The organism is Streptomyces sp. NPDC031497 (assembly GCF_055580905.1).
In genome coordinates this window covers 1-19,703 of sequence record NZ_JBVIKO010000033.1, presented here as the reverse complement: position 1 = coordinate 19,703, position 19,703 = coordinate 1, and the positions used below count along the sequence as shown (strand labels likewise).

The following is a 19,703-nucleotide window of genomic DNA, read 5'->3' as shown; positions in this document are numbered from 1 at the left end:
GTCGTGGGGTGAGGTCGGCTCCGTGCCTCTCAGGGGTGTCCCCCGTCTCGCCCGAGACGCCTGCATCCGTCGGGTGACCTGGCCGCGCGGCTTCGTCGGATTCCTGGGTGCGCGGGGTTGTCTGATCGCATGATTAGTGGACGAATCATGTGTTATCGGGGCGGTTCTGTGCGTGGGGTCGCGGGAGCCCTCGTCGCCGCCGTGGTCGTTCTCTGCCTCGGGGCCGGGAGCGCCGCCGCGGACACCGCCCCCAACCCGCCCTCCGCCGTCGCCGAGTCGGAGCTGGTGCCGGGGGTCGCCCCCGGGCCCGGGCAGCCCTGGCAGGTCGACACCCCCGACCAGATGCTGGCGCCGAAGGTGTACACGCCCAGCGCCAAGGAGGACGCCGTCGAGCCCAAGCCGGCGCCGCCGGGGGCGTACGACCTCGTCGAGTACGTGCCGCTCAGCGACGCCGTCGCCAAGGTGAGCTGCTCCAAGCTGACCGGGCCGTATCAGAAGCAGATCGAGCAGTGGCTGAAGCTGAAGGTGGACGGCAAGCAGTCCACCGCCGACTGCAAGGCCATCCAGAAGTTCCAGAAGACGTACAAGATCAAGCCGGCCATCGGGTTCGCGGGGCCCGTGACCTGGTACCAGATGATGCTCCTCTCGGCGAAGAAGAACCCGAACGCCAAGAAGAACTGCCCCGTGAAGTCGTACCGGGTCGCCTGCGTCGATCTCAACCGGCAGGTCACCTGGGTGCAGAAGGGCGGCAAGGTGGTCTTCGGGCCGGTGCAGATGCGCAGCGGACGCAAGGGGTACGCGACCCGGGCCGGGTGGCACACCGTCTACTGGCGGCACAAGAACCACTGGTCGACCCTGTACAACTCGCCCATGCCGTACGCCCAGTTCTTCGACGGCGGCCAGGCCTTCCACGCGGTCTACGGCTCCATCTACACCACCGTCGGCTCCTGGGGCTGTGTGAACCTCAAGCTCGGCGACGCGAAGAAGCTGTGGGGCGTGCTGAAGAAGGGCGACAAGGTGTACGTGTGGGGGCACCGGACGGGTACCTGAACCGGTGCCGGCGGGTACCCGAAGGCGACCGGGGCCCGTACCGGGGCCTGTGCCGGAGGGCTGTCAGGGGCCTCTGAGACACTGGGGGCGCGATGAGTGAGACAGCTACTGCACCGACCGCGCCCCTGCGGGCCCGCGCCGAGATCGACCTGGCCGCCCTGCGGGCCAACGTACGGACCCTGCGCGCCCTCGCGCCGGGCGCGGCCCTGATGGCCGTGGTGAAGTCCGACGCCTACGGCCACGGGGCCGTCCGGTGTGCCCGCGCGGCCGTCGAGGCGGGCGCGAGCTGGCTCGGTACGGCCACCCCGGAGGAGGCCCTGGCGCTGCGCGCGGACCCCGGGCTGCCCGCGGACGTGCGGATCATGTGCTGGCTGTGGGCCCCGGGCGGGCCGTGGCGGGAGGCCGTCGAGGCCGACCTAGACGTGTCGGTGAGCGGGATGTGGGCGCTGCGGGAGGTCGTCGCGGCCGCCCGTGCCGCCGGTCGCCCCGCGCGTGTGCAGCTCAAGGCCGACACCGGGCTCGGGCGCAACGGCTGCCAGCCCGGTGACTGGCCCGGGCTGGTCGCCGAGGCGCTGCGCGCGCAGACGGCGGGCCTGGTCCGGATCACGGGGCTCTGGTCGCACTTCGCCTGCGCCGACGAGCCCGGCCATCCCTCCATCACCGCCCAGCTCACCCTCTTCCGCGAGATGCTCGCCCACGCCGAGGAGCAGGGCGTGCGCCCCGAGGTGCGGCACATCGCCAACTCGCCGGCCACCCTCACCCTCCCCGAGTCCCACTTCGACATGGTCCGCACCGGTATCGCCCTCTACGGCCTCTCGCCCAGCCCCGAGCTGGGCAGCGCGGCCGACTTGGGGCTGCGCCCGGTGATGACCCTCTCCGCCTCCCTCGCCCTGGTGAAGCACGTCCCGGGCGGCCACGGCGTGAGCTACGGGCACCACTACGTCACGCCCGGCGAGACCACCCTCGGGCTGGTCCCCGTCGGCTACGCGGACGGCATCCCGCGCCATGCCTCCGGCACCGGACCGGTGCTGGTCGGCGGCAAGTGGCGGACGGTCGCCGGTCGCGTCGCGATGGACCAGTTCGTCGTCGACCTCGGCGGCGACGAACCCGAAGTCGGCTCCGAGGCCGTGCTGTTCGGTCCGGGCGACCGGGGCGAGCCCACCGCCGAGGACTGGGCCCAGGCCGCGGGCACCATCGCCTACGAAATCGTCACCCGCATCGGAACCCGGGTTCCCCGCGTCTATGTGAACGGGCAACCGAGTGGGCAAGAACCAGGGGACGGGGACTGACCTCCGGGGTTCGGCAACGGCAGAACCCGGTTACATCTGTAACAGCAGCAACAGAGGCAACACTCACCTCGTCAGCATCACCCGTATCACCTAACGAGCGAACTGCAGTACGGCGAAGAGGAGCGGTACGTGAGCGAGAGCAGTGCGGAGGCCGTAGCGGACGCCGCGGCGGCCGTCGCTTCCGCCACGGGGGCGGACGGGAGTTGGCTCAAGGTCACCGGTATCGCCGGGGCCGCCATAGGAGTGCTCGCCGCCGGGGCGGCCGCGGGGGTCGCCCTGGAGCGGATGACCGTCGGCCGCGGGATGCGCCGCAAGGCCCGGCTGGCCCTGGACTCGGCGGGACCGTACGGCACCCTGCGCGGCACGCCCGGCAAGGCGTACTCCGACGACGGCACCGAGCTGTACTACGAGGTGGACGAGGTGGAGCCCGACCTCGGCCCGGCCGTCTCCCCGCGCCGCCGGCGGCTCTTCGGCCGCAAGGCCCCCGCCCCCGTCACCGTCGTCTTCAGCCACGGCTACTGCCTCAACCAGGACTCCTGGCACTTCCAGCGGGCGGCCCTGCGCGGGGTCGTCCGTACCGTGCACTGGGACCAGCGCAGCCACGGCCGCTCAGGGCGGGGCGTCGACCAGCACGAGCGGGGCGTTCCGCTCACCATCGACCAGCTGGGCCGGGACCTGAAGGCCGTCCTCGACGCGGCCGTCCCCGAGGGGCCGATCGTGCTGGTCGGGCACTCGATGGGCGGCATGACCGTGATGGCGCTCGCCGCGCAGTACCCCGAGCTGATCCGCGAGCGGGTCGTCGCCACCGTCTTCGTCGGTACGTCGTCCGGGCGGCTCGGCGAGGTCAACTTCGGGCTGCCGGTCGCCGGCGTCAACGCGGTGCGCCGGGTGCTGCCCGGAGTGCTGAAAGCGCTGGGCACCCAGGCCGCGCTGGTGGAGAAGGGACGGCGGGCCACCGCCGACCTGTTCGCCGGGATCATCAAGCGGTACTCGTTCGCGTCCCGGGACGTCGACCCGGCGGTCGAGCGGTTCGCCGAGCGGATGATCGAGTCCACCCCGATCGACGTGGTCGCCGAGTTCTACCCGGCCTTCACCGACCACGACAAGACCGCGGCCCTCGCCTACTTCCAGGATCTGCCGGTGCTGGTGCTGGCCGGAGTGCAGGATCTCGTCACCCCCAGCGAGCACAGCGAGGTCATCGCCGATCTGCTGCCCGACGCCGAACTGGTGCTGGTCCCGGACGCCGGGCACCTGGTCATGCTGGAACACCCGGAAGTGGTCACCGACCGCCTCGCCGACCTGCTCACCCGCGCGGGTGCCGTGCCGGCAGGGGCTACGGTAAGTGGCTATGGAAGCACCAGCAGCACGGCACAGCCAGGCTGACGGCCTGGCCGGGGCCGAGGCCGGCAACGGCACGGAGTTGATCGTTAACTCTCCCGGGCAGATGGGGGAACTGGGGCGCCGACTGGCCAAGTTGCTGCGCGCCGGTGACCTCGTGATGCTCAGCGGGGAACTCGGCGCCGGCAAGACGACGCTGGCCCGCGGGCTGGGCGAGGGGCTCGGTGTGCGCGGGGCCGTCACCTCGCCGACCTTCGTGATCGCCCGCGTCCATCCGTCCCTCGTGGCCGGGCCGCCGCTCGTCCACGTCGACGCGTACCGCCTGGACGGCGGCCTCGACGAGATGGAGGACCTGGATCTCGACGTCTCGCTGCCCGAGTCGGTGATCGTCGTGGAGTGGGGCGAGGGCAAGGTCGAGGAGCTGACCGAGGACCGGCTCGTCGTACGGATCCACCGGGCCGTCGGGGACACCACGGACGAGGTGCGGCACGTGACCCTGACGGGGCTCGGGGAGCGGTGGGCCGGGGTGGCTCTGGGGGCCCTGTCCGCCTGACCGGCGGGCGGAGCCGTGTCCGCCGTCGCGGTGGGTGCGGGCCGGGGGTCGCGTGAACACCCCGACCGTGAACATCCCGACCGTGAACATCCCGACCGTGAACACCCCGGCTGAACATTCCGACCGTGAACATTCCGACAAGGCGTCGGCAAGATATTGCGTTTCGTGACTCGGGCGTGGTCACATGGTACCCAGCCCGTAGTTAGGTGTACCTAACTTCGTCCGCCCCGCAGCTCAGGAGGCGTCCATGCCCGCGTCCACGTCCCAGGAGCGGCGGCCGGTCCCGGTCGCCGGAGTTTCCATGCGCGAGCTTCTGGCGTCCTGTGCGGCCGCTGACGCGGTGTCTCGGCCGCCGAGAGTGCCGGAGCTGCCTCTGAGGCCGGTCGAGCAGGGCCGTAGGGCTGCCTAGGCGGGGCGGCCGGTAGGTTCTCCGGCGCGGCTGTGTGGGGGCTGAGCGCGCAGTTCCCCGCGCCCCTTACGGGGTGCGTTCCTCGGGGGCGTTCAACGGATCACCATCACCTTCACGCCGATCGTCGCGAACATCCACATCGCGTAGCCGTCGGGGCGGGTTTCGCGGATGCCGCCTGTTCTGACCGTCGGGTCGGGGGGTTCGATCGTGGTGGTACCGGTGACCGCGCTGAAACCGATCGCCGAGCCGTCCTTCGTGGTGGTGAAGCGGACCACGTGCTCGATGGGAAGACCGTCCGTGCCCGTGACCGCCTTCGAGCGGGACGTCACCCAGTAGGCGCCCACCGGCGGGTCGATCGTGCCGGGCCGCACCGGGAAGGTGCGCTCGACGCGCTCGTGCTCGTTGACGAGCCAGACCCGGTCGTCGTCCACCGAGTACACCACCCGTTCACCCGTTCCGGAGTTGTTCGGCAGGGCGGTGGGATGGAGCTGGTCGCGGGGTGCCTTGGCCGCCGGTTCTCCCGGGGCGGGGCTCGACGAGGGCCGGGAGCCGAGGCCGGGCGGAACGGTGGCCGAGGCCTGGTAGGCGAGGAGACCGACCGCCCCGACGGCCGCCGCGGTGAGGCCGGCCACGATTCCCGAGCTGGTCCCTGACACGTGCGCCACCTCTGACTCGCCGTATATGTCGTACTTCGTACAGACCGTAGCAGCCAGTGACCGTCGGCCCCTGGCGGCCGTGCTCGCGGCGTCGGAGCCGTAGGCTGTTCGCGTGCTCTTGCTCGCTCTGGATACCGCCACCCCCGCCGTCACCGTCGCGTTGCACGACGGTGAGGCCGTCATCGCCTCGTCGAGCCAGGTGGACGCGCGCCGGCACGGCGAGCTGCTGCTGCCGGCCGTCGACCGCGTTCTCGCCGAGGCCGGGGTCAAGCTGGACGCCGTCACCGGGATCGTCACAGGCGTCGGTCCCGGTCCCTACACCGGCCTGCGGGTCGGTCTGATGACCGCCGACACCTTCGGGCTCGCGCTGGGCGTGCCCGTGCACGGCCTGTGCACGCTCGACGGGCTCGCCTACGCGGCCGACATCGAGGACGGCCCGTTCGTCGTGGCGACCGACGCCCGCCGCAAGGAGGTCTACTGGGCGACGTACGCCGACTCGCGCACCCGGCTCACGGATCCGGCCGTCGACCGGCCCGCCGACATCGCCGAGCGGGTCGCCGGGATGCCCGCCGTCGGAGCCGGGGCGATGCTCTACCCCGACGCCTTCCCGGTCGTGCACGCACCCGAGCACGTCTCCGCGGCCGCCCTCGCCTCGCTCGCGGTCGAGCTGCTGGCCGCCGGCGAGGAGCTGCCCGCGCCCCGGCCGCTGTATCTGCGCCGGCCGGACGCCCAGGTGCCCAAGAACTACAAGGTGGTCACGCCCAAGTGACAGCACAGTTGCGCGAGATGCGCTGGTGGGACATCGACCGGGTCCTGGAGCTGGAGAAGGGCCTGTTCCCCGAGGACGCCTGGTCGCGGGGGATGTTCTGGTCCGAGCTGGCACACTCCAGGGGCCCGGAGGCGAGCCGGCGGTACGTGGTCGCCCTGGCCGACGAGCAGGTCATCGGGTACGCGGGGCTGGCCGCCCAGGGCGAACTCGGGGACGTCCAGACCATCGCCGTCGCCCGCGACCACTGGGGCACCGGGCTCGGCGGACAGCTCCTCACCGAACTGCTGCGGGCCGCGACCGCCTTCGAGTGCGCCGAGGTCATGCTGGAGTGCCGGGTCGACAACACCCGTGCGCAGAAGCTCTACGAGCGGTTCGGCTTCGAGGCCATCGGGTTCAGACGCGGCTACTACCAGCCGGGGAACGTGGACGCCCTGGTGATGCGCCTGACGACGAAACCGGGCGGCGGCCCCGCCGACGGCCCCACTTCCGGACAAGGAACCGAGATCAATGGCTGACGAACCCCTGGTTCTGGGGATCGAGACCTCCTGCGACGAGACCGGCGTCGGCATCGTCCGGGGCACCACCCTGCTCGCCGACGCCATCGCCTCGTCCGTCGACGAGCACGCCCGCTTCGGCGGAGTGGTGCCCGAGGTGGCGTCCCGGGCGCACCTGGAGGCGATGGTCCCGACCATCCAGCGCGCGCTGAAGGACGCGGGCGTGAGCGCGAAGGACCTGGACGGCATCGCGGTCACGGCCGGCCCCGGCCTGGCCGGGGCGCTGCTGGTGGGTGTCTCGGCCGCGAAGGCGTACGCGTACGCGCTCGGCAAGCCCCTGTACGGCGTGAACCACCTCGCCTCCCACATCTGCGTCGACCAGCTGGAACACGGTCCGCTGCCGGAGCCGACGATGGCCCTGCTGGTGTCCGGCGGGCACAGCTCCCTGCTGCTCTCCTCGGACATCACCTCCGACGTACGGCCGCTCGGCGCGACCATCGACGACGCGGCCGGCGAGGCCTTCGACAAGATCGCCCGCGTGCTGAACCTGGGCTTCCCCGGCGGCCCGGTCATCGACCGCTACGCGAAGGAGGGGGACCCGCGGGCCATCGCCTTCCCGCGCGGTCTCACCGGCCCCCGCGACCCCGCCTACGACTTCTCCTTCTCCGGCCTCAAGACCGCCGTGGCCCGCTGGATCGAGGCGAAGCGGGCGGCCGGCGAGGACGTCCCGGTCCGCGACGTGTCCGCCTCCTTCCAGGAGGCGGTCGTGGACGTCCTGACCCGCAAGGCCGTCCGGGCCTGCCGCGACGAGGGCGTCGACCACCTGATGATCGGCGGCGGAGTGGCCGCCAACTCCCGCCTGCGTGCCCTGGCCCAGGAGCGCTGCGAGGCCGCGGGCATCCGGCTCCGCGTCCCGCGCCCGAAGCTGTGCACGGACAACGGCGCGATGGTGGCCGCTCTCGGCGCCGAGATGGTCGCGCGCAACCGGGCCGCGTCCAGCTGGGACCTCTCGGCGGACAGCTCCCTGCCGGTGACGGACCCGCATGTGCCGGGCCACCACCACGACCATGTGCACGAGGTCAGCAAGGAGAACCTGTACACGTGACGGTCGCGTTGATGTGGGAGGCACGGGCGGTGGCGGGCCGGGGCGCGGAGCTGCTGACGTGGGCGCGCGGGCAGAGCCTTGCCGGGACCCCGTTGCGCCGGGAGACCTTCCGGGCACCGCAGGACCGGGTACTGGTCGTCACGTGGTGGCAGGCGTCGTACGACGACCAGGGCCTGCCCGAACTCGCGGACCCACCCGGTGACCTGGTGGACCGGCCGGTGCACCGCTGGCGGTTCGAGTCGGTGGGAGAGGGCTAGGGCCTGTCTGACAATTCCCGTCTGCCTCGCGACGCCATGCACGCACTCTCGCCGCACCGGGCGCAGACCCGAGTACGTCCAGTACGAGGGCCTACGCCCGGCGCGCCGAGAGCACGCACCTGACGCCGCGAGGCCGCCCTCCGGGCGACGACGGGAATTGTCAGACAGGCCCTAGCCTTCGGCGTTTCCGGGCTTCGGCCAGATCTGGAGGGCCTGGGCGTCGGTCATCGCGGGCGGGTGTGGCGCCGGGGCGGGGGTCAGACCGAAGCCGGTCAGCAGCAGCTCGGCGTAGCGGCGCCAGGCGTCGGGCGCGGCGTCCGCGGTGCGGTCGGCGACCGTACCGATCATGAGGAGGAACGCGTAGACGTCGGCGGCGGCGAAGTCCTCGCGGACCGCGCCCGCGGCCACCGCACGTTCCGCCAGGCCGTCCACGTGGCGGCCGAGTTCGTCGCGGAGCTTGGTGATCGGCTCTGCCGAGACGTCCGCGTGGGCGAGGATGACCTCCAGCGCCCGGTCCCGCGCCCGCCAGCCGGCCGCCTCCAGCAGGTAGTGGCGCAGCGCCTGCCCCGGGTCCTGGTGCCGCTCGGCCGCCGCCGCGAGCCCCAGGAACGTCGTGAACCGCTCGGTGAACAGGGCGTCGATCAGCGCCTGGAGGTCGGCGAAGCGGCGGTAGACCGTGCCGACGCCGACCCCCGCCTCGTGGGCGATCTCGTTGAGGGTGGCGACGGTCCCCCGCCGGGCGAACAGGGAGTCGGCGGTCTCCATGATCAGCCGGCGGTTTCGTTCCGCGTCCGCGCGCAGCGGGCGTTGGGTATCCGGGGTCACGCCACGACATTCTCCACGACGGCGGTCCGGCGGGACTGTCCGGCCAGGACCAGGACACCCGTCACGGCGCTCCACAGCAGCCAGGAGTAGACCCCGCCGCGCTCGAACACACCGGCCGTAGCGGTGGAGACGGACACGAGGAGTTCGCTCAGCAGGCCGAGGACGCCGACCGTGACGCTGAAGACGCGGTACGGCTTCGGCAGGCCGAGGCTCAGGGCCAGGCTCCGTGACGCCCCCGCCATGATCGCCAGGGCGTTCGCGCACAGGATGCCGACACCGGCCGCCACGACGTGGACGACCAGGCTGTAGTCCGGCCCGTTCGCGGAGCCGTGGAAGAGCCCGACCAGCACGAACGCCACGCCATGGGTGGCGGCGAGGGCGACGACGACGCGTCGCGCACGGCCGCCGACCAGCAGGGACAGCAGGATCACGCCGGTCGCGAAGAGGATCCCCTGGAGCATGAACGAGGTGTTCATCAGCTGGTGCGCGGGGGAGCACAGCTCGCGGCCCTGGAACTTCGTGCCGCAGTCCGGCACGCCGAGGTCGCTGATGTAGTTGGTGGCGTAGCTGTAGGGCGGATCGTTCCAGGCCGCCGCGGTGACGGCTTCGGCGATCACCCATTGCAGGGCGTTCACCACCAGGACGACGGCGCCCAGCGACAGCCGACGGCTGCGTGACATCGGGACTCCTCACGTTTCGGACCAGGCCGGCACGCACCACTGTAACACTAACCGGATAACTCTATCCGCTTAGTCCTGCGGTGGGCCGTGAAGAGTGCCTTGCCGCACTTCAGGAAGGCGTCTGCCGTGCCCTGGCGGTCACCCCACCTCCGTCTCGCAGCGCAGAACCCGGTCCGGCCCCAACCGTCGCACCGGACCTGTCAGTTGCAGCCGTACCGTGGCCCGGACCTCGGTGCTCGAAGCGCCCACCCGCAGCTCCAGAGCCCCCGGTTCCACCACCCGCGCCCCCTCCCGGTCCGTGAACGCCGACAGGTCCGCGTGGAAGCGGAAGGTCAGCCGGCGGGACTCGCCCGGCGCCAGGTCCAGGCGCCGGTAGCCGACCAGGCGGACGTCCGGGCGGGTCACCGACGCCACCGGGTCGTGCAGGTAGAGCTGTACGACCTCGGTGCCGGCCCGGTCGCCGGTGTTGCGGACCGCCACGGTCACGTCGTACGAACCGTCCGTGCCGATCCCGGCCGTGCCCTGTGACACCGGTTCCCACGCGAACGTCGTGTACGAGCGGCCGTGCCCGAACGGGTACAGCGGGGTCGGGTCCAGGTTGCTGACCTCGCCCGCCAGGCCGAGCGGGGGCTGGAGGTAGGTCCAGGGCTGGCCGCCGGGCACCCGCGGGACGCTCACCGGCAGCCGCCCCGACGGGTTGACGCGGCCCGACAGCACTCCCGCCACCGCCGGGCCGCCCTCCTCCCCGGGGAAGAACGCCTGCACCACCGCGCCGAGCCGGCCCTGCCAGCGGCCCAGCGCGTAGGGGCGCCCGGTGAGCAGGACCAGGACCACCGGAACGCCCGTCGAGAGCAGCGCGTCCAGCAGGTCGGCCTGGACGCCGGGCAGCGACAGGTCGGCGACGTCGCAGCCCTCGCCCGACGTGCCGCGTCCGAACAGGCCCGCCCGGTCGCCCAGCACCGCCACGCACACGTCCGCCTCCGCCGCGCGTGCCACCGCCTCCTCGAAGCCGGCGGTGTCCGGGTCCAAGACGTCGCAGCCCTCGGCGAACGTCACCTTCGCGTCCGGGAGTTCGGCGCGCAGCGACTCCAGGACGGTGGGGACGGCGATGCCCAGGTCGACCTCCGGGTGATGGGCCAGGACATGGGACGGGAAGGAGTAGCAGCCGAGCATGGCCAGGGCGTCGGCCGCGCGCGGGCCGACCACCGCGACACGGGTGCCGGGGGCCAGCGGCAGGACGCCGTCCGGGTTGTCCAGCAGGACCACCGACTCCTCCGCCAGCCGGCGGGCCAGGTCGCGGTTGGCCGCCGAGTCGAGGTCGATCGGGCCCCGCGGCTCCGGATCCCAGCCCTCGTCCAGTAGTCCCAGTTCGCACTTCTGGAGCAGCACCCGGCGGACCGCCCGGTCCACCAGGGACTCGGGGACCGTGCCCTCCCGCACCGCCGCCACCAGTGGGCGGCCGTAGCACTTGAGGGTCGGCAGTTCGACGTCGATGCCCGCCGCCAGCGCCAGATGTGCCGCCTCCGCCTCCGTGCCGGCCACCCGGTGCAGGGTCTGCAGGAAGCCGATGCCGAAGTAGTCGGCGACGACGGTTCCGGTGAAGTCCCAGTCGTCGCGGAGCAGTTCGGTCAGCAGGCGGGGGTCCGCGGACGCCGGGACGCCGTCCGTCTCGTTGTAGGCCGCCATCACCGAGCGGGCCCCGCCCTCGCGCAGCGCCATCTCGAACGGGGGGAGGGTGACGTCCGCGAACTCCCGCACCCCCGCCCGGACCGGGGCCAGGTTGCGGGCGCCGGCCGAGGAGGCGTACCCCGCGAAGTGCTTGAGCGTGGCGATGATCCCGGCCGACTCCAGGCCGCGGACATAGGCCGTGCCGACCGTGCCCACCAGGTACGGGTCCTCGCCGATCGTCTCCTCGACCCGTCCCCAGCGCGGGTCGCGGACCACGTCCAGGACGGGGGCCAGACCCTGGTGCACGCCGACCGAGCGCAGATCCGCGCCGATGCTCCGGCCCAGCTCCTCCACCAGCGGCGGGTCGAAGGCGGCGCCCCAGGCCAGCGGGACCGGATAGGCCGTGGCCCGCCAGGCCGTGAAGCCGGCCAGGCACTCCTCGTGGGCGATCGCCGGGATGCCGAAGCGGCCGGCGGCGGTGATCCGGCGCTGGGCGCGGGCCAGTGCGCGCGCGCCCAGCGCCGGGTCCACGGGGGCGGTGCCGAAGGAGCGGGTCAGCTGGCCGAGACCGAGGGTGACCAACTCGTCCCAGACGTACTCGGCGGTCATCTCGCGTTGCAGCGGGGCGACCCCGTCGCCGTCGGTGGCGGCGCCCACCCACACGCCATAGAGCTGCGCGGTCTTCTCCTCCAGGGTCATCCGGGGGAGCAGGTCGTCGACGCGGGCCGGGGCGGGCAGTGCGGGGTCTCGCCAAGGAGCGGTGGTCATGAAACTCCCGTCACGAATGTTTCGTACAACTCACCGAATGTTCCGGGAACCTATGGCGTGCGCAGGTCTTCGTCAAGGGGGAGCGCAGGGATACGATCGCGGGCATGACGCCTCCGAAGCCCGCAGAAACGCAGACGGCGACGCTCGCCGAAATCGCCCGTGAGGCCGGCGTGTCCGCTCCGACTGTTTCGAAGGTCCTGAACGGGCGCGCGGATGTCGCTCCGGCGACCCGCACCCGGGTCGAGGACCTGCTGCGCGCCTACGGCTACCGACGGCGGCGCGCCGAGGCCTCCCGGTCGCCACTCATCGACCTGGTCTTCCACGAGCTGGAGAGCGCCTGGGCGATGGAGGTCATCCGGGGGGTGGAGAACGTGGCCCGGGACGCCGGGCTGAGCGTGGTGCTCAGCGAGAGCGCCGGCCGTCTCACCCCGGGGCGGACCTGGGCCGACCAGGTGGCGGCGCGGCGGCCGCACGGGGTGGTGCTGGTGCTGTCGGGTCTTGACGAGTCGCAGCGGGCGCTGCTGCTGAGCCGGTCGATCCCCTTCGTGGTGATGGACCCGGCGGGGGACCCGGGGCCCGACGTCCCCTCGATCGGCGCGACGAACTGGCAGGGGGGCCTGGCCGCCACCCGGCACCTGGTCGAGCTGGGGCACCGGCGCATCGGGGCGATCAGCGGGCCCTCCCGGATGATGTGCAGCCGGGCCCGGGTGGACGGCTACCGGGCCGCGCTGGAGACCGCCGGGCTCCCCGTCGACCAGCGCCTGGTCAAGGCCGGGGACTTCCACCACGACGCCGGCTACCGGCTCGGCCTGGAGCTGCTGCGCATGCCCGACCGGCCCACCGCCGTCTTCACCGGCAACGACCTCCAGGCCCTCGGGCTCTACGAGGCGGCGCGCGAGCTGGGGCTGCGGATCCCGGAGGACGTGAGCGTCGTCGGGTTCGACGATCTGCCGGTGGCCCGCTGGGTGGGGCCGCCGCTGACGACCGTACGGCAGCCGCTCACCGAGATGGCCGAGGCGGCGGCCCGGCTGGTGCTGGAGATGGGGCGGGCGGAGGAGGCCACCACCGCGACCCGGGTGGAGCTGGCGACCAGCCTGGTGGTGCGGTCGAGCACGGCGGCGCCCGCGGCCGGTTGAGACGGGCTGGCCGGAAGTTGACCTATTGACGGGTGGTGCGGGCGTCTCCACACTCCACCGAAGCCAATCGGTTGTACGACCGAAAGTTTCGGAGGCACCCGCCATGAGATCTCTGAGAACAGGCTTCTTCCCCCGCTGGTCCACCCGCTTATCCACGGGCGTGTCCCTGGCGGCACTCGTCACCGGCGCCGCGCTGCTGTTCACGGCGCCCGCGGCGCACGCCGCCGACACCCCGCTGCGCGACCTCGCCGCCGCCAAGGGCAAGGTCATCGGTACCGCGGTCACCGGCTCCAAGCTCACCGGGACCTACGGCGACGTGGCCGGCGCCCAGTTCAGCTCGCTGACCCCGGGCAACGCCATGAAGTGGGGGTCGGTCGAGCCCACCCAGGGCTCCTTCAACTGGACCGAGGCCGACCAGATCGTCGCCTTCGCCCAGGCCCACAACCAGCAGGTACGCGGTCACACCCTGGTCTGGCACAGCCAGAACCCCGGCTGGCTGACGAACGGCACCTGGACGTCCGCCCAGCTGAGCAGCCTGCTGCAGAACCACATCAGCACCGAGGTCGGCCGCTACAAGGGCAGGATCGCCGCCTGGGACGTCGTCAACGAGCCCTTCAACGAGGACGGCACCTACCGCTCCACCCTCTGGTACAACGGCCTCGGCGCCGACTACATCGCCAACGCCCTGACCTGGGCACACGCGGCCGACCCCGCCGCCAAGCTGTACATCAACGACTACAACGTCGAGGGCGTCAACGCGAAGTCCACCGCCCTGTACAACCTGGTCAAGTCGCTCAAGGCGGCCGGCGTCCCGATCGACGGGGTCGGGCTCCAGGCCCACCTCGTCCTCGGCCAGGTGCCTGCCACCCTCCAGCAGAACATCCAGCGCTTCGCCGACCTCGGCGTGGACGTGGCGATCACCGAGCTGGACATCAGGATGGCGCTGCCCTCCGACAGCACCAAGCTCGCCCAGCAGAAGGCCGACTTCAAGTCGGTGGTGGCCGCGTGCGTGGCCGTGAGCCGCTGCGTCAACGTCACCGTGTGGGGCTTCACCGACTCCGACTCCTGGGTGGACAGCACCTTCCCCGGGTACGGGGCCGCGACGCCGTACGACGCGAACTACGTGCCGAAACCGGCGTACTACGGGATCGCGGAGGCGCTCGGCGGGACCACGACCACACCGCCGCCGACCGGTGCCTGCTCGGCCGCCTACAGCGTGGGCAGCCAGTGGAACACCGGCTTCACCGGCCAGGTGACCATCTCCTGCTCGGGTGCCTCCCTCGCCTCCTGGAAGGTGAACTGGACGTACGGAGCCGGGCAGCAGATCACCCAGGCCTGGAACGCCGTCTGCACCCAGTCGGGCACGGCAGTCTCCTGCGCGAACGCCTCCTACAACGGGACGGTCGCGGACGGTGGTTCGGTGACCTTCGGGTTCAACGCGTCCTGGAGCGGGAGCAATCCGGTGCCGACGCTCACGCTGAGTTCGGCGTGAGAAGGGTGAGATTTTCCGAAGAAAACCTCTTCGCGGCGCTCGCGCTAACAGTCCCCTAATAATTCGGACTTACGTTCCTGTCTCGTGACGGGACACGAGGAGCAGGACGGCGCGGGCAGACAGGTGGGCCGGCGGTCGAGAGGGCTGAAGATCGTCGGCCTCACCCTGGCGGGGGTCATGACGCTGGGCATCGCGGGCGCGGGATGGGTCTACTGGCACCTCAACGACAACATCAAGAGCGTCGACATCAACAGCGCGCTCGGCGACGACCGCCCGGCGAAGGCGGTGACGACGCCGACGGCCACCGCGTCCGCCTCCGCCTCGCCGCTGCCCACCGGCTCCGTCAACATCCTGGTGCTGGGTTCGGACTCGCGCAGCGGCAAGGAGAACCAGCAACTCGGCGGCGGCGACAGCTCGGGCGCCCGCTCCGACACCGCGATGGTCGTCCATGTCGACGCCGGCCGGACGTCGGCCACCGTCGTCAGCATCCCCCGCGACACCCTGGTCACCCGCCCCTCCTGCCCGCTGTCCTCCGGCGGCTCGACCTCCGTCGCCTACGGCGCGATGTTCAACAGCGCCTATTCGGTGGGCGGGGCGGTGTGCGCGGTGAAGACGGTCGAGTCGATCACCGGCGTCCGCATGGACCACTACCTGGAGATCGACTTCTCGGGCTTCGCCAAGCTGGTGGACGCGCTCGGCGGGGTGACCGTGACCACCGACCAGGACATCGACGACGACGACAGCCATCTGCACCTGAAGAAGGGCACCCACCACCTCGACGGCACCACGGCCCTGGCGCTCGCCCGCACCCGGCACGGCATAGGCGACGGCAGCGACCTCGGCCGGATAGGCCTCCAGCAGAAACTGGTCAAGGCCCTGCTGGACCAGATGGCCTCCGTCAGCCTCCTGACCAACCCGGCCAAGCTCTACGAGGTCGCCGACGCGGTCACCTCCAGCCTCACCACCGACACGGGCCTGGACTCGCTCAGCGAGCTGATGCGCCTCGGCCAGAGCCTCAAGGGCCTGACCTCGGACCACCTCAAGACGGTGATGATGCCCGTGGTGACAGCGCCCTCCGACCCCAACCGGGTGGTCGCCGACGAGCCCGAGGCGAGCGACCTGTGGAAGTCGCTGCGCTAGGGCCCTGCGGCCGGCGCGGAAAAAAACTTCGGGAAATTCCGGCGCGCGTGTCGATCCGGTCCCGGCGCGTTCGACGCAAGGGTGAGATGCGGGGGGAGAGACCCCGCACCGCACCCGAATCCCAGGAGTCACCATGCCCCGTTACCTGTCGCTCGTGAAGATCGACGAGTCCGCCGCCCCCGCCGAAGGTCCCAGCCAGGAGCTGATGCAGCGGATGGGCGAGCTGATCGAGGAGATCACCAAGGCCGGCGTGATGCTGGACACCGCGGGGCTCACGCCGACCGCCCAGGGCACCCGGGTGCACTGGGAGGGCGGGAAGATCTCCGTCACCGATGGGCCGTTCACCGAGTCCAAGGAGGTCGTCGGCGGCTACGCGATCATGCAGTGCAAGGACATGGCCGAGGCTCTGGAGTGGACCAAGCGGTTCCTGAAGGTGCACGAGGAGTTCTGGACGGTGACCTGCGAGGTGCGGGAGATCGCGGAGGGCTGATCCTCCTGGCGTACCGCCGTCCGGAGGTGTCGAATGGAGGGCTGTGAGCACACAGCCCTCCGTCGACGCCGAGGCCCGGCACGCCATCGAGACCGTCTTCCGCCTGGAGTCGCCCCGCGTGATCGCCGTCGTCGCCCGCATCGTCCGGGACGTCGGCATCGCGGAGGAACTGGCGCAGGACGCCCTCGTCGCCGCCCTGGAGCAGTGGCCCCGGGAGGGGGTGCCCGACAACCCGGGCGCCTGGCTCACGGCCACCGCCCGCCACCGCGCCGTCGACCTGGTCCGGCGCCGGGAGAACTACACCCGCAAGCTCCGGGAGATCGGCCGGAGCCTCGCGGACGTGCCCCCGCCGGAGGAGCCCGCCGACCCCGACGACATCGACGACGACCTGCTCCGTCTGGTCTTCACCGCCTGCCACCCGGTGCTGTCGCCGGAGGCCCGCACCGCCCTCACCCTGCGGCTCCTCGGCGGTCTGAGCACGGCCGAGATCGCCCGCGCCTTCCTGGTCCCCGAGCCGACCATCGCCCAGCGCATCGTCCGCGCCAAGCGCACCCTCGCCACCAGGAACATTGCCTTCGAGGTGCCGTACGGCCCGGACCGCGAGGCCCGGCTCGGCTCCGTGCTCGACGTCATCTACCTGATCCACAACGAGGGGTACGCGGCCACGGCGGGCGACGACTGGCTGCGCCCCTCGCTGTGCGAGGACGCGCTGCGGCTGGCCCGCGTGCTGTCCTCGCTGATGCCGAAGGAGCCGGAGGTGCACGCCCTCACCTCGCTCCTCGAGTTCCAGTCCTCCCGCACGGCCGCCCGCACCGGCCCGGACGGCGAGCCGGTCCTGCTCGGGGACCAGAACCGCCGCCGCTGGAACCGCATGCTCATCGCCCGCGGCATCAGGGCGCTCGCCCGCGCGGACGCCACGGCGACGGGTGCCCCGGGGCCGTACGCCCTGCAGGCGGCCATCGCGGCCTGTCACGCGCACGCGTACACCTACGAGGAGACCGACTGGAGATCCATCGCCACCCTGTACGGCCTGCTGGCGGCCCGGTCCCCGTCGCCGGTCGTCGAGCTGAACCGGGCGGTGGCCGTGTCGATGGCGGACGGCCCGGCGGCGGCCCTGGCGATCGTGGACCCGCTGACGGCCGAACCCGCTTTGCGGGACTACCATCTGCTGCCCAGCGTGCGGGGTGACCTGCTGGCCCGCCTCGGGCGTACGGCGGAGGCGGGCGCGGAGTTCGAACGGGCGGCGGGGCTGGCGCGCAACGAGCGGGAGCGGGAGCTGCTGCTGGCCAGGGCACGGGAGTGCGCTTCGTAACCTGGAAGCAGACAGCTGTTCATCCGCAACTCTGTTCCCATGGCAACTAGTTGGTCACTACAGTGACCCGGCCCCTGTGCAGGGGCTGTACAGACCATGGGGGGTCGACAACTTGAGAATGTTCACGCGCCGCCGTGCGGCGGCGCTCGCGACCGCGGCCGTACTGGCCGCGACGGGCACCCTGGCGCTCGCGCCGGGCGCCGTCGCCGACGACGCCGGCAGCTGGCCCGGCACCGAGGGCAAGATCCTCGTCGACGGGGGCATGCTGATCGACCCGGCGACGGGCAGAACCACGCAGATTCCGGGCGTCGGCGGCGACTACGCCGCCTGGGCGCCGGACGGCAGCCGACTGGTCACCAGCGCGGGCCAGATCTCCAGCTACCGTCCCAGCGGCTCCACCAAGATCACCCTTCCCTGGGCAACCGGTGTGCGCTCCAGCGCCGTCTACGAGGACCTCGCCTACGGCTGGAGCGGCCGGTACGTCGTCTTCTCCACCGCGGGCCAGCTCGTCTACGGCCCCTCGGACGGGTCCTGGGCCCCCGAGCCGCTGCTCAGCAGCGCCCTGGAGCCGTCCACCGTCTGCGACACCCACCCGACGGTGAACCCGGCATCGGGTCTCGTCGCCTTCCAGCGCAACGTCAACTACGGCTGCTACGACAACGCCGGCGTCTACGTCTACGACTCGGACGCGAAGACGGTCAAGCGCGTCCTGACCGACGCCGAGCAGCCCGACTGGTCGCCCGACGGCACCAGGCTGGCCTTCGTCCGCAAGGACACCGACGGCAACTACCAGGTGTTCACGGCGAACGCGGACGGCACCGGCGTCAAGCAACTGACGACGGGGCCGCGCTCGTACGCCAACCCGTCCTGGTCGCCGACCGGCACCCGGATCGTCTTCGACGCGCACACCTCGCCCGACAGCGGCGATGTGCACACCGTCGAGTACGCGGACGTGGCCACCGGCGAGCTGACCAAGGTCGCGGACACCGCCGGACAGAACTTCAGCGTCAATCCCAGCTGGCAGCCGGTCCGCAAGAACACCACCGCCCGGGTCTGGGGCGCCGACGCGGGCGCCACCGACATCGCCTCCTCCCACTGGAGCTGGAACACCGTCGGGCAGAGCGAGCCGGGCCTGCTGGACGCCAAGTCCGCCGTGCTGCTCAACCAGGACGACTCGGCCGACGCGCCGACCGCCACCGCCCTCGCCGGCAAGCGGCAGGGCCCGGTGCTGACGACCGTGAAGACCGGGCTGTCGACGGCGGTGAAGAACGAGCTGAAGCGCACCCTGAAGAAGGGCGCGAACGTCTGGATGGTCGGCGGGACCTCGGTCCTCACCACCAACGTCTCCACGCAGCTGAAGTCCCTCGGCTACGTCCCGAAGCGGGTCTCGGGCACCGACCGCTACGACACCTCGGTCAAGGCCGCGCAGACGGTCACGACCAGCCCTTCGTACGTCTTCCTGGCCAGCGGCACCGACTACCAGGCGGCGCTCCCGGCGGCCGCCGCGGCCGGCGCCGAGGGCACCGGCAGCACCGGCAGCGTGGTTCTGACCAGCGGCAAGTCGCTGACGTCGGCGGTGAAGTCGTACCTCAACAGCCTCAACCCGGCCAAGACCATGGTCATCACGGTCGGGTCGGACGCGAAGTACGCGCTGACCCACGCGTCGTTCTCCAAGTGGCCGTCGACGTACTACTACTACCCGATCACGGGGGCCAACAGCGAGGCGCTGTCGGTGGCCGTCGCCAAGTTCTGGTGGACCACCCCCGGCCAGGCCGCCGTCGCCTACGCAGGCTCCTGGCGGGACGGGGTCTCCGCGGGCTCGGCGATGAACGTCTACGGGCCCGTCCTGTGGACCTCCCGGCCGGCCCTGTCCGACGAGGTCAAGAGCTATCTGCTGCGCGAGTCCGCCGGCACCCAGGCCGTGATCGCCTTCGGCGACACCGGCTCGGTGACGGCCGGCGCGCTGAACACGGCCGGCTCGTCGATCAGCGCGAGCGGCAACGACTTCGTGTACCGGCCGTACTTCAACGGCGTCGCCTCGGCCGCGCGCGCGTTCGCGCTGCGCACGGACGCCGGTGACCCCGTCTCGGCCGGGACCAAGTCCGCCCGTCCGGCCGCCGGGCCGAACCTGGGCACGATCAGGACGGCCCAGCACCAGTAGCCGGCCGCGGGGGGGGGGGGGGGGGGGGGGGGGGGGGGGGGGGGGGGGGGGGGGGGAGGAAGGGGGGGGGGGGGGGGGGGGGGGGGGGGGGTTGTTTCTTTTTGTTTTTTT

The 19,703-nt window shown here is 71.9% G+C and carries 18 protein-coding genes; 14 read left to right on the top strand and 4 right to left on the bottom strand.

What is annotated here, in order from left to right; all coding sequences use genetic code 11:
* Positions 1-147: 147 nt before the first annotated feature.
* The 4 genes from ACZ5K7_RS42080 (at position 148) to tsaE (ending at position 4,230) form a co-directional block, all read left to right on the top strand.
* Complete coding sequence (locus ACZ5K7_RS42080) at positions 148-1,050, top strand: L,D-transpeptidase family protein (RefSeq protein WP_468922747.1); 903 nt, start codon at positions 148-150, stop codon at positions 1,048-1,050.
* A 92-nt stretch (positions 1,051-1,142) separates the two neighbouring features.
* Positions 1,143-2,339, top strand: a complete 1,197-nt coding sequence (alr, locus tag ACZ5K7_RS42075) for an alanine racemase (protein WP_468922642.1) — start codon at positions 1,143-1,145, stop codon at positions 2,337-2,339.
* A gap of 129 nt (positions 2,340-2,468) precedes the next feature.
* Positions 2,469-3,722, top strand: a complete 1,254-nt coding sequence (locus ACZ5K7_RS42070) for an alpha/beta fold hydrolase (RefSeq protein ID WP_351693643.1) — start codon at positions 2,469-2,471, stop codon at positions 3,720-3,722.
* Positions 3,688-4,230 (top strand): tRNA (adenosine(37)-N6)-threonylcarbamoyltransferase complex ATPase subunit type 1 TsaE, encoded by a 543-nt coding sequence (gene tsaE, locus ACZ5K7_RS42065; protein ID WP_468922638.1) that lies wholly within the window; start codon positions 3,688-3,690, stop codon positions 4,228-4,230. Before ACZ5K7_RS42070 ends, tsaE begins: the two co-directional genes overlap by 35 nt.
* A gap of 501 nt (positions 4,231-4,731) precedes the next feature.
* Here tsaE and ACZ5K7_RS42060 read toward each other — a convergent pair.
* Positions 4,732-5,295, bottom strand: a complete 564-nt coding sequence (locus ACZ5K7_RS42060; protein ID WP_468922635.1) for a hypothetical protein — start codon at positions 5,293-5,295, stop codon at positions 4,732-4,734.
* Between the two features lie 112 nt (positions 5,296-5,407).
* Between ACZ5K7_RS42060 and tsaB the strand changes: the two genes are divergently transcribed.
* Genes tsaB through ACZ5K7_RS42040 form a run of 4 tightly spaced genes read left to right on the top strand, consistent with a single transcriptional unit; the run spans position 5,408 to position 7,920 of the window.
* A complete protein-coding gene (gene tsaB / locus ACZ5K7_RS42055) occupies positions 5,408-6,064 on the top strand; it encodes a tRNA (adenosine(37)-N6)-threonylcarbamoyltransferase complex dimerization subunit type 1 TsaB (RefSeq protein WP_351693634.1) in 657 nt (218 codons plus the stop codon).
* 17 nt (positions 6,065-6,081) lie between these two features.
* Positions 6,082-6,579: a ribosomal protein S18-alanine N-acetyltransferase gene (rimI, locus tag ACZ5K7_RS42050; RefSeq protein ID WP_450973586.1), complete on the top strand. Its 498-nt coding sequence runs from the start codon at positions 6,082-6,084 to the stop codon at positions 6,577-6,579.
* Entirely contained in the window at positions 6,572-7,663 is a 1,092-nt protein-coding gene (gene tsaD, locus ACZ5K7_RS42045) for a tRNA (adenosine(37)-N6)-threonylcarbamoyltransferase complex transferase subunit TsaD (RefSeq protein ID WP_468922632.1), read from the top strand. Before rimI ends, tsaD begins: the two co-directional genes overlap by 8 nt.
* Positions 7,660-7,920: a hypothetical protein gene (locus ACZ5K7_RS42040; RefSeq protein WP_351693628.1), complete on the top strand. Its 261-nt coding sequence runs from the start codon at positions 7,660-7,662 to the stop codon at positions 7,918-7,920. The genes tsaD and ACZ5K7_RS42040 overlap by 4 nt, the downstream gene beginning before the upstream one ends.
* Before the next feature lie 171 nt (positions 7,921-8,091).
* On the opposite strand, the gene ACZ5K7_RS42035 is transcribed toward ACZ5K7_RS42040, so the two are convergent.
* The 3 genes from ACZ5K7_RS42035 to ACZ5K7_RS42025 form a co-directional block, all read right to left on the bottom strand.
* On the bottom strand, positions 8,092-8,745 hold the full coding sequence (locus ACZ5K7_RS42035) for a TetR/AcrR family transcriptional regulator (protein WP_351693625.1): 654 nt from the start codon (positions 8,743-8,745) through the stop codon (positions 8,092-8,094).
* Positions 8,742-9,425, bottom strand: coding sequence for a DUF998 domain-containing protein (locus ACZ5K7_RS42030; protein ID WP_468922628.1), 684 nt, complete (start codon positions 9,423-9,425; stop codon positions 8,742-8,744). The genes ACZ5K7_RS42035 and ACZ5K7_RS42030 overlap by 4 nt, the downstream gene beginning before the upstream one ends.
* Positions 9,426-9,563: 138 nt before the next feature.
* Positions 9,564-11,861: a beta-xylosidase/alpha-l-arabinosidase gene (locus ACZ5K7_RS42025; RefSeq protein ID WP_468922626.1), complete on the bottom strand. Its 2,298-nt coding sequence runs from the start codon at positions 11,859-11,861 to the stop codon at positions 9,564-9,566.
* 104 nt (positions 11,862-11,965) lie between these two features.
* Between ACZ5K7_RS42025 and ACZ5K7_RS42020 the strand changes: the two genes are divergently transcribed.
* The 6 genes from ACZ5K7_RS42020 (at position 11,966) to ACZ5K7_RS41995 (ending at position 19,592) form a co-directional block, all read left to right on the top strand.
* Positions 11,966-12,997, top strand: a complete 1,032-nt coding sequence (locus tag ACZ5K7_RS42020) for a LacI family DNA-binding transcriptional regulator (RefSeq protein ID WP_450973576.1) — start codon at positions 11,966-11,968, stop codon at positions 12,995-12,997.
* Between the two features lie 103 nt (positions 12,998-13,100).
* Positions 13,101-14,489: an endo-1,4-beta-xylanase gene (locus ACZ5K7_RS42015; RefSeq protein WP_468922623.1), complete on the top strand. Its 1,389-nt coding sequence runs from the start codon at positions 13,101-13,103 to the stop codon at positions 14,487-14,489.
* A gap of 84 nt (positions 14,490-14,573) precedes the next feature.
* Entirely contained in the window at positions 14,574-15,629 is a 1,056-nt protein-coding gene (locus ACZ5K7_RS42010; protein WP_351693610.1) for an LCP family protein, read from the top strand.
* Positions 15,630-15,762: 133 nt separating this feature from the next.
* Positions 15,763-16,119, top strand: coding sequence for a YciI family protein (locus ACZ5K7_RS42005; RefSeq protein WP_351693607.1), 357 nt, complete (start codon positions 15,763-15,765; stop codon positions 16,117-16,119).
* A 43-nt stretch (positions 16,120-16,162) separates the two neighbouring features.
* Positions 16,163-17,431, top strand: a complete 1,269-nt coding sequence (locus ACZ5K7_RS42000; protein WP_468922618.1) for an RNA polymerase sigma factor — start codon at positions 16,163-16,165, stop codon at positions 17,429-17,431.
* Positions 17,432-17,549: 118 nt separating this feature from the next.
* Positions 17,550-19,592, top strand: a complete 2,043-nt coding sequence (locus tag ACZ5K7_RS41995) for a cell wall-binding repeat-containing protein (RefSeq protein ID WP_468922615.1) — start codon at positions 17,550-17,552, stop codon at positions 19,590-19,592.
* Positions 19,593-19,703: the final 111 nt, after the last annotated feature.